Genomic DNA, 8,698 nt, shown 5'->3' on the forward strand with positions numbered 1-8,698 from the left:
CGCTGGATCAGCGGGCCGGCTCCTGGGTCAACCGCGCCGGTACAACCCCTCGATCTCCCCCGCGAAGCCCCGCGCGAAGTGCTCGCCGAACTGCGTCCCCTGCCGAACGGTACGTGGAGGTTCTTGCTGAGCGCACGGCATGAGTTGCTCGACCTCGCCAGTCGCGGCCGACGACGCGTGACCACGCCCTGAGTGCGGGCCCGGCGCGCTCGCCCTGTTGACCTCGGGAGCAGCCCCGGCCAGGATGCGGGTGGCCCTGGGAAAACAACAGGCGTCGGGAAACCGCGGGCCGGAGGTTCACAGGATGGCACTGCTGATCGAACGTGAACAGCGCACCATGCTGGCCCATCGGCAGAACTTCATGGGGCGCGCAACGTCCTCCACCACAGTCGCCTGGGACTACCACGGCCGGACCTGGGTGCTCGATCGACCTGAGGACGGCGAACCGGCCCGTCACCACTCCATCAGATGCCGCGTGTGCGCGAAGACGCTGACCTATGCGGTGCACAGCCTCGCAGCGACGCGGCGAAGGCGTGTCCGCCGCTGGATCGAGACCTTCCTCTGCCTGATCGCCGGGGTCGCGCTGTACGGTCTGATCCCGCTGGACCCGGGTAGTCCCGTCGTGCTGTCCGTCGCGATGGGCGGTGGGGCCCTGGTTCTCACCACGGCCTGGAGCCTCGGGTTCATCGCGCGTGGCGAAACCGGTCTCGTCGGCCACGGATCCGCGCTGCCCGGCTACCCGAAGCACAAGCTGTTCGTCCCGAACGCCGAGGACGGCCGCTGGGTGTAGGGGGCGGCGAACGGGGCCAGCCCTGACGCCCTGTAACGACGGCGCCTTCCGCCGCCGGATCGCGGTCCGCCCCCCGCCCCTCACTTCCGGTACAACCCCTCGATCTCCGCCGCGAAGTCCCGCGCGATCGCCTCCCTTTTCAGCTTCAGCGACGGCGTCAGGTGGCCGTTCCCCTCCGTGAAGTCCACCGGCAGGACCGTGAACTTGCGGATCGACTCGGCGCGCGAGACCAGACGGTTCGCCTCGTCCACCGCCTTCTGGAGCGACGTGCGCAGGTCCTCGTCGTGGACCAGGTCACGCATCGGGACGTCCTGCTTCTTCGTCATCCGGCGCCAGTGCTGGAGGCCGTCCGGCTCCAGGGTGATCAGGGCGGTGACGTACGAGCGGTTGTCGCCGACCACCATGCACTGGCTGACCAACGGGTGCGCGCGCAGCCAGTCCTCCAACGGGGCCGGGGTGACGTTCTTGCCGCCCGACGTGATGATGATGTCCTTCTTGCGGCCCGTGATCGTCAGGTAGCCGTCCTCGTCCAGCGCGCCCAGGTCCCCCGTCGGGAACCAGTCGTCCGCCAGCAGCGCCGGGGTCACCTCCGCCCGCTCCCCGTCCCAGTAGCCCCGGAACACCTGCCCGCCCCGCAGCAGCACCTCGCCGTCATCCGCGATGCGCACCGACGTGCCGGGCAGCGGCCAACCCACCGTGCCCAGGCGGGGTTTGAGCGGCGGGGTCACCGTGTGGGCGGCCGTGGTCTCCGTCAGGCCGTACCCCTCGAAGATGCCGATGCCCGCGCCCTCGTAGAACGCGGCGAGCCGACGGCCCAACGGGGAGCCGCCGCAGATCACGTACCGGACCTTTCCGCCCAGCGCCGCCCGGATACGGCGGTACACCAGCGGGTCGTACAGGGCGCGGGCCGCGCGCAGACCGAAGCCCGGCCCCGGGCCCGTACCGTGTTCGGCGGCCTCGACCGCCTTGCCGTACCGCTGGGCGATCCGCGCCGCGCGGTCGAACGACGAGGCGCGGCCCATCTTCTCCGCCGTCGCCCGGCCCGTGTTGTAGACCTTCTCCAGGACGTACGGGATGGCCAGCAGGAACGTGGGGCGGAAGCCCGCCAGGTCCGCCAACAAGTCCTCCGTCTGGATCGACGGCGCGTGGCCCAGGCGGACCCGCGCCCGCATGCAGCCGATCGCCACCATCCGACCGAACACGTGCGAGAGCGGGAGGAAGAGGAGCGTCGAAGCCGGTTCCTTCGACACCGACTTGAAGACCGGGTGGAGGAGTTCGATCGCGTTGTCGACCTCGGCGAAGAAGTTGCCGTGCGTCAGGACACAGCCCTTTGGGCGGCCCGTCGTGCCCGAGGTGTAGATGAGGGTCGCCGGGCTGTGCGGTTCCAGCGTGGCCCGGCGCGCCGCGACCGCCGCGTCCGGGACGTCCTTGCCGAGGGACTTCAGGTGGCCGATCGCCCCGGTGTCGAACTGCCACAGGTGCGCCAGGTCGCCGAGCTGCTTGCGCTCCTGGCTGATCAGGCGGCCCTGCTCCCTCGTCTCCACCGCGCACGCCACCGCACCCGAGTTCTGGAGGATCCAGCGGGCCTGGAACGCGGACGAGGTCGGGTAGATCGGGACCGTCACCAGGCCCGCCGCCCACGCCGCGAAGTCCAGCAGCGTCCACTCGTACCTCGTCCGGGCCATGATCGCGACCCGGTCCCCCGCCCGCAGCCCCTCCGCCATCAGGCCCTTCGCCACCGCCAGCACCTCGGCGGCGAAGTCGGCCGCGCTCACGTCCTGCCACGCGCCCTCTGCGTCCTTACGGCTGAGGACCAACTCCCCAGGCGCCTCCCGGGCGTTGTCGAACGGGATCTCGGCCAGCGAGCCGCGCTCCACGACCGGCGCGAACTTCGGTACGGAGACCTCCTGGACCCGGCCGTCCGGGCCGCGCTTCTTCGTCGGCTCGATCAGGACGGGCTGCGGAACAGCGGACGCGGATGCGGATGCGGATGCGGATGCGGATGCGGATGCGGCGGAAGGTGGCGTTGACACGTGCGGCTCCTCGGTTCGGGGGGTCGGGCGGGTCGGTTCGCCGGGTCGTCCGTCCGGCAGGGAAACAGCGGAAGAGACAGGCAGGTCAAGGGCGTTCCAGGATCGCCGTCACCCCCTGCCCGCCCGCCGCACAGATCGAGATCAACCCCCGGCCCGGGCCTTCCCGCTCCGCCAGCAGCTTCGCCAGCGTCGCCACGATCCGGGCTCCCGTCGCCGCGAAGGGGTGGCCCGTGGCCAGGGAGGAGCCGGCCACGTTCAGACGGGTGCGGTCCACCGGGGCGAGGCCCTGCTTCTCCCAGGCGGCGAGGGTGGCCAGCACCTGGGAGGCGAACGCCTCGTGGATCTCGTACAGGTCGAAGTCCTCGATCCCCAGCCCGGCCCGCTCCAGCAGGCGCGGCACCACGTACGCCGGGGCCATGAGGAGCCCGTCGTCGCCGTCCACGTAGTCGACCGCGCCCGTCTCGTACAGGGAGAGGTACGCCAGCGGCTCCAGGCCGCGTTCCTCCGCCCACTCCTCGCTCGCCAGCAGCACCGTCGCCGCCCCGTCCGTCAACGGCGTCGAATTGCCCGCGGTCATGGTGGGGTTGGGGCCGGCGGTGCCGAACACCGGCTTCAGGCGCGCCAGTTTTTCCGCCGTCGAGTCCGAGCGCAGGTTCTGGTCGCGGTCCAGGCCCCGGTACGGGACCACCAGGTCGTACAGGAAGCCCCGCTCAAACGCGGCCGCCAGGCGCTGGTGGCTCGTCGCGGCCAGCTCGTCCTGGTCCTCGCGGCTCACCGCCCAGCGGCGGGCGGTGACGGCGGCGTGGTCGCCCATCGACAGGCCGGTGCGGGGTTCGGCGTTGCGCGGGATGTCCGGGACGAGGTGACGGGGGCGTACGGCGGAGAGGGCCTTGATACGCGCGCCCGTCGTCTTCGCGCGGCGGGCGGCGAGCAGGATGCGGCGCAGGTCGTCGTTGACGCCGAGCGGGGCGTCGCTGGTGGTGTCGGAGCCGCCCGCGATCGCCGAGTCGACGGACCCGAGCGCGATCTGGTTGGCGGCGGCGATGACCGCCTGGAGGCCGGTGCCGCAGGCCTGCTGGATGTCGTACGCGGGCGTGCGTGGGTCGAGCGCGGAACCGAGGACCGTCTCCCTCGCCAGGTTGAAGTCGCGGCTGTGCTTGAGGACGGCCCCGGCGACGAAGGAACCGACCCGGTCGCCGGCCAGCCCGTACCGCTCGACCAGGCCGTTCAGCGCGGCCGTCAGCAGGTCCTGGTTGGAGGCGGTCGCGTACGGGCCGTCGGAGCGGGCGAAGGGGGTGCGGCTGCCACCGATGACCGCCACGCGGCGCGGCTGCGGCAGGGAGAGCGGCACGAACGGGTCCTGGCGCGTCATCGTGACCATCTCGTCTCGGTCGGTCCGGGACTGTGCATCTCGACCAGCTCCTGACTCTTCAGTAACCTTACTCTGGAGTAAATCTACGACCGAGCAGAGAGTCAGGACAATGGCCGATCGCTATCTGCACCTCACCGGCACAGCACCCGGCCGCTTCCTCACCCGCCGGCTCGGCCTGCCGCAGCCCGCCCCGCTGCGTCGCTGGAGCTTGGAGACCCCGCGGCTGGACGGGCCGCTGCTGCATCTGACCGCCGGTGAATCGGCGATCACGGACGAGCTGGCGAAGGCGCTGGCGGCGACGGGCCTGACGGTCGACGCCCAGGCGGCGCGCCCCGCCGGGATCGTGCTGGACGCCACGGGGGTCACCTCCGCCCGGGGTCTCGCCGAGGTGCACGCGGCCCTGCATCCTGTTGTACGGTCGCAGGCTCCCGGTGGCCGGATCGTCGTCATCGGCACGCCCCCGTCCTCCGAGGACCACCACCAGGCCGCTGCGCAGCAGGCGTTGGAGGGTTTCGTCCGGTCGCTGGGCAAGGAGATCGGGCGCGGCTCCACCGTCCAGCTCCTGCGGATCCCGGCCGGGGCCGCGCCGGGGGCCGCCGAGTCCACCCTCCGCTTCCTGCTCTCCCCCCGGTCCGCCTACGTCAGCGGCCAGGTGATCGAGCTGACCACCGCCGCCCCTGACCCCGTCGCCGACTGGGCCGCCCCGCTCGCCGGCCGCACCGCCCTGGTCACCGGGGCCGCCCGGGGCATCGGCGCGTCCGTCGCCTCGGTGCTGGCCCGCGACGGGGCGCACGTCATCGTGCTGGACGTCCCCCAGGCCCAGGACGACCTGGTCCGCACCGCCGACCGGCTCGGGGCCACCGCGCTGCCGCTGGACATCACCGCACCCGACGCCGCAGCCCGCATCGCCGCCGCCGCACCGGACGGGCTCGACGTCCTCGTCCACAACGCGGGCATCACCCGTGACCGCCGCCTCGCCAACATGCCCGCCGAACGCTGGGCCCAGGTCATCGACGTCAACCTGGACAGCGTGCTGCGCACCACGGACGAGCTCCTCACCTCGGGCGCCCTCAACCGGGGCGGCCGGGTCGTCGCCACCGCCTCCATCGCGGGCATCGCGGGCAACAACGGCCAGACCAACTACGCGGCCGGCAAGGCCGGTGTCATCGGCCTCGTCCGCTCGCTCGGCCCCCGCGCCGCCGCCGAACACGGCGTCACCGTCAACGCGGTGGCCCCCGGGTTCATCGAGACGAAGATGACCGCCGCCGTGCCGCTCCTCATCCGCGAGGCGGGCCGCCGCATGAACTCCCTGTCCCAGGGCGGGCTTCCGGTGGATGTGGCCGAGGCTGTCGCCTGGTTCGCGCAGCCCGGCTCCGCCGCCGTCAACGGCCAGGTGCTGCGCGTCTGCGGCCAGAGCCTGCTGGGGGCGTGAGTCCGATGACCTCACTCAGCGCCTCGCTCGTGCGCGGGGCCCTCTCCTCACCGTTCAAGCGCGCCGGGCGGGCGAACGCCGCCCTGCCCCCGGGCCGCCTCACCCGCCCGGGCTCGCCCGTCGCACCCGGGCCCCTCGCCGCGTACGCCCGGATCTGCGGGTTCACGGAGACCGGCCCGCTGCCGCTGACGTACCCGCACGTCCTGGCCTTCCCGCTCACCATGCGGCTGATGACCGGGCGCACCTTCCCGCTGCCGGTGCTGGGGCTCGTCCACACCTGGATCGAGATCACCCCGCGACGGAACGTACTCCCGGGCGAGCCCCTCGAACTATCCGTGTATGCCGAGGAATTGACCCCGCACCGACGCGGCACCGAGGTCACGATGGCGACCGAGGCGCGGGTCGGCGGGGAGCTGGTGTGGGAGTCCCGCAGCGGCTATCTGTCCCGGCATCGGCAGGCGGCCACGGCAGGCGGTCAGGCGACGGCCGCACAGCCCTCCGCACCAGCCGCCGCCCCGGTCGCCCCGGTCGCCCACGAGGACCTGCCCGCCCGCGCCGAGTGGACGCTTGCCGGCGATCTGGGCCGGCGGTACGGGGCGGTCTCCGGGGACCGTAATCCCATCCACCTCCACCCGCTGACCGCCCGGCTGTTCGGGTTCCCCCGGGCCATCGCGCACGGCATGTGGACGGTCGCCCGCTGCCTGGCCGAGGCTGACTCCGAGTCCGGGGTTGCGACCGAACTCCGTTCCGTACGGGCCGAGTTCAAGGCACCTGTCCTGCTGCCCGCCACCGTGACGTACGCCGCCGACGCCACCGGGAACGCCTTCGCGCTGCGGGGCCCCGAAGGGCGCGTGCACCTCGTGGGGTCGGTGACGCGGAGCGCCTAGCGGGCCGGAGGCGTCCACGGCCGGGCGTGCATCAGGTTCTCCAGGCCCGCCCAGGCGAAGTTCATCAGGGTCGCCGCGGCCTCCTTCGCCGAGACGTCCGGGGTGTCGTTGGCCCAGCCCGCCAGCGACTCCGCCGCCCCCACCAACGCCTGCGCGAGGCCCGCCACGTCCCTGTCCGCCAGTGCGGGGTCGCTGTGGGCCTCGCGGGCGGCGGCTCCGATGAGGCCCGTCACGAACGCGACGATCTCGTCCCGCATCGAGCCGACCTCACTGACGAACGGCTCACCGTGCGAACGCGCCTGGCGGTGCAGGACCGACCAGCCGTCCGGGTTCTCGGCGGTGTGGGTGAAGAACGCCCGCAGCCCCGCCCACAGTTGGCCGTCGGCGGGCAGCCCCGGCTCCGCCCCGGCCCGGACCGCCTCCAGCAGGGCTTTCGCCTCGCGGCGGATGCAGGCGGAGAACAGCTCTTCCTTGGAATTCAGGTACAGGTAGACCAGCGGCTTGGAGACGCCCGCCAGCTCCGCGATCTCGTCCATCGAGGCGGCCCGGTAGCCGCGCTGCCCGAACGTCCGCACCGCCGCGTCCATCATCTGCTGCTCGCGCACGGCGCGCGGCATCCGCTTGCTCTTCACTGCACCCACGTCCGGCTTCCTCCCCGCCCCCACTGCCCTGCTCCCCGCCCAGAGTACGGCGGTGGGCGGTCCGGCGTCGCAGGGAGCGATCACCGGCCGGAGGGATGGCCTGTTGCGAGCGGCACAGCGGCGGGGTCCTCCCGTGGTCCGACACCGGCTCCACCCGGCGTCCGATGTGCTCGCCCTGCCGCCCGGCCTAGCTTTGCGGGCATGACGATCTTCTTCCGCAACCGACCGGCCGGGGCCGCCGCGACCGCCGCGGCGCTCGCCCTGACCGCACTGGCCGCCCTGGCCGGCACGGCCGCGCCCGCCTCCGCGTCCGGTCCCGCGCCGACACCGGCCGCCGCCGCCTTGGGCGCGGCCCCCGGCGACCTCGCCACGCCCGCCGCGCCCTCCGTGCCCTCCGCGTTGGCGCTCCCCCGCCCCACCGGCCCGTACGCCATCGGCCGCGACACCCTGTTCCTCACCGACCACGGGCGGACCGACCCCTGGGTGCCGGCCGCCGGGCCGCGCCAGTTGCTGGTGTCGCTGCACTACCCGGCCCGCCCGGGCAGCGGCGGCACGGCGGCCCCGTACATGCCGGAGGAGGAGGCGCGGCTGATGCTCGCGCAGCGCGGGCTCGACGACCCTGCGTGGCCCGGTCTGGTCGCCGCCACCCGGACCCACTCCCGTACGGACGCCCGGCCGGCCCCAGGACGCTTCCCGCTGGTTCTGCTCTCCCCCGGCTTCGGCACGCCCCGGGCCACACTGACCGGGCTCGCGGAGGAGCTGGCGAGCCGGGGTTACGTCGTGGCGACCGCGGACCATCCGTACGAGTCGACCGGTACGGAGCTGCCCGACGGGCGGGTCCTCACCTGTGCCGCCTGCGACGAGGTGGACGCGCAGCCCGACGACGCGGCGCGGCACGAGGTCCTGGCCGCCGTCTCGACCGGGCGGGCCGCCGACTTCTCGTTCCTGCTGGACCGGCTGACCGGGCCGCGCCCGGCATGGCGGCACGCCGGGTCGATCGACGCGCGGCGGGTGGGCATGGCGGGGCACTCCATCGGGGGCGCCGCGGCCGCCTCCACGATGGCCGCCGACCGCCGGGTGGACGCGGGCGTCAACCTGGACGGCACGTTCTTCGACCCGGTCCCCACCCGGGGGCTGGACCGGCGGCCGTTCCTGATGCTGGGGACCGACCCCGGGCACGGACCCGGCGGCGACACGTCCTGGGACGAGAGCTGGGGCCGGCTGGACGGCTTCAAGCGCTGGCTGACCGTGCGGGATTCCGGGGACTTCACGTTCACCGACACCCCGGAGATCGGGGAGCAGCTCGGCATCGTGGACCCGGGCGCACCCCTCTCCGCCGCCCGCTCGACGACGATCACCCGGAGCTATGTGACCGCCTTCTTCGACCGGAGCCTGCGCGGCCGGCCCGCCCGGCTGCTGAACGGCCCGACGCCGGCCCACCCCGAAGTGCTCTTCCAGCGCCCCTGACCGCACGGGGGTCGGTCGGGGTCGTTCGGGGGGAACAGCACAGCGCCCCCCGGTCCACGTCGCACAGGACGTGGAC

General features: G+C 73.4%; 7 protein-coding genes. 4 read left to right on the forward strand and 3 right to left on the reverse strand.

What is annotated here, in order from left to right; genetic code table 11:
- The first annotated feature begins 304 nt into the window (after positions 1–304).
- Entirely contained in the window at positions 305–790 is a 486-nt protein-coding gene (locus ACFWM7_RS30785; protein ID WP_383266818.1) for a hypothetical protein, read from the forward strand.
- An 80-nt stretch (positions 791–870) separates the two neighbouring features.
- On the opposite strand, the gene ACFWM7_RS30790 is transcribed toward ACFWM7_RS30785, so the two are convergent.
- Both ACFWM7_RS30790 and ACFWM7_RS30795 read right to left on the reverse strand, forming a co-directional pair.
- Positions 871–2,823 carry an AMP-dependent synthetase/ligase gene (locus ACFWM7_RS30790; protein WP_383266821.1) on the reverse strand — a complete coding sequence of 651 codons (1,953 nt, stop codon included), beginning with the start codon at positions 2,821–2,823 and terminating at the stop codon, positions 871–873.
- Between the two features lie 85 nt (positions 2,824–2,908).
- The gene (locus ACFWM7_RS30795; RefSeq protein ID WP_383266823.1) at positions 2,909–4,204 is read right to left on the reverse strand and encodes an acetyl-CoA C-acetyltransferase; all 1,296 of its coding nucleotides are present in this window, start codon (positions 4,202–4,204) and stop codon (positions 2,909–2,911) included.
- Positions 4,205–4,304: 100 nt separating this feature from the next.
- Here ACFWM7_RS30795 and ACFWM7_RS30800 point away from each other — a divergent pair, with 100 nt between their 5' ends.
- On the forward strand, positions 4,305–5,627 hold the full coding sequence (locus ACFWM7_RS30800; protein WP_383266826.1) for a 3-oxoacyl-ACP reductase: 1,323 nt from the start codon (positions 4,305–4,307) through the stop codon (positions 5,625–5,627).
- Between the two features lie 5 nt (positions 5,628–5,632).
- Positions 5,633–6,514 carry a MaoC family dehydratase gene (locus ACFWM7_RS30805; protein WP_383266829.1) on the forward strand — a complete coding sequence of 294 codons (882 nt, stop codon included), beginning with the start codon at positions 5,633–5,635 and terminating at the stop codon, positions 6,512–6,514.
- Here ACFWM7_RS30805 and ACFWM7_RS30810 read toward each other — a convergent pair.
- Entirely contained in the window at positions 6,511–7,155 is a 645-nt protein-coding gene (locus tag ACFWM7_RS30810) for a TetR/AcrR family transcriptional regulator (protein WP_383266832.1), read from the reverse strand. The two genes, ACFWM7_RS30805 and ACFWM7_RS30810, sit on opposite strands and share 4 nt — an antisense overlap.
- A 201-nt stretch (positions 7,156–7,356) precedes the next feature.
- Between ACFWM7_RS30810 and ACFWM7_RS30815 the strand changes: the two genes are divergently transcribed.
- The gene (locus ACFWM7_RS30815; RefSeq protein ID WP_383266834.1) at positions 7,357–8,622 is read left to right on the forward strand and encodes an alpha/beta hydrolase family protein; all 1,266 of its coding nucleotides are present in this window, start codon (positions 7,357–7,359) and stop codon (positions 8,620–8,622) included.
- Positions 8,623–8,698: the final 76 nt, after the last annotated feature.

Origin of the sequence: Streptomyces sp. NPDC058375 (assembly GCF_042723425.1) — a bacterium.
Classification (GTDB): Bacteria; Actinomycetota; Actinomycetes; order Streptomycetales; family Streptomycetaceae; genus Streptomyces; species Streptomyces durocortorensis.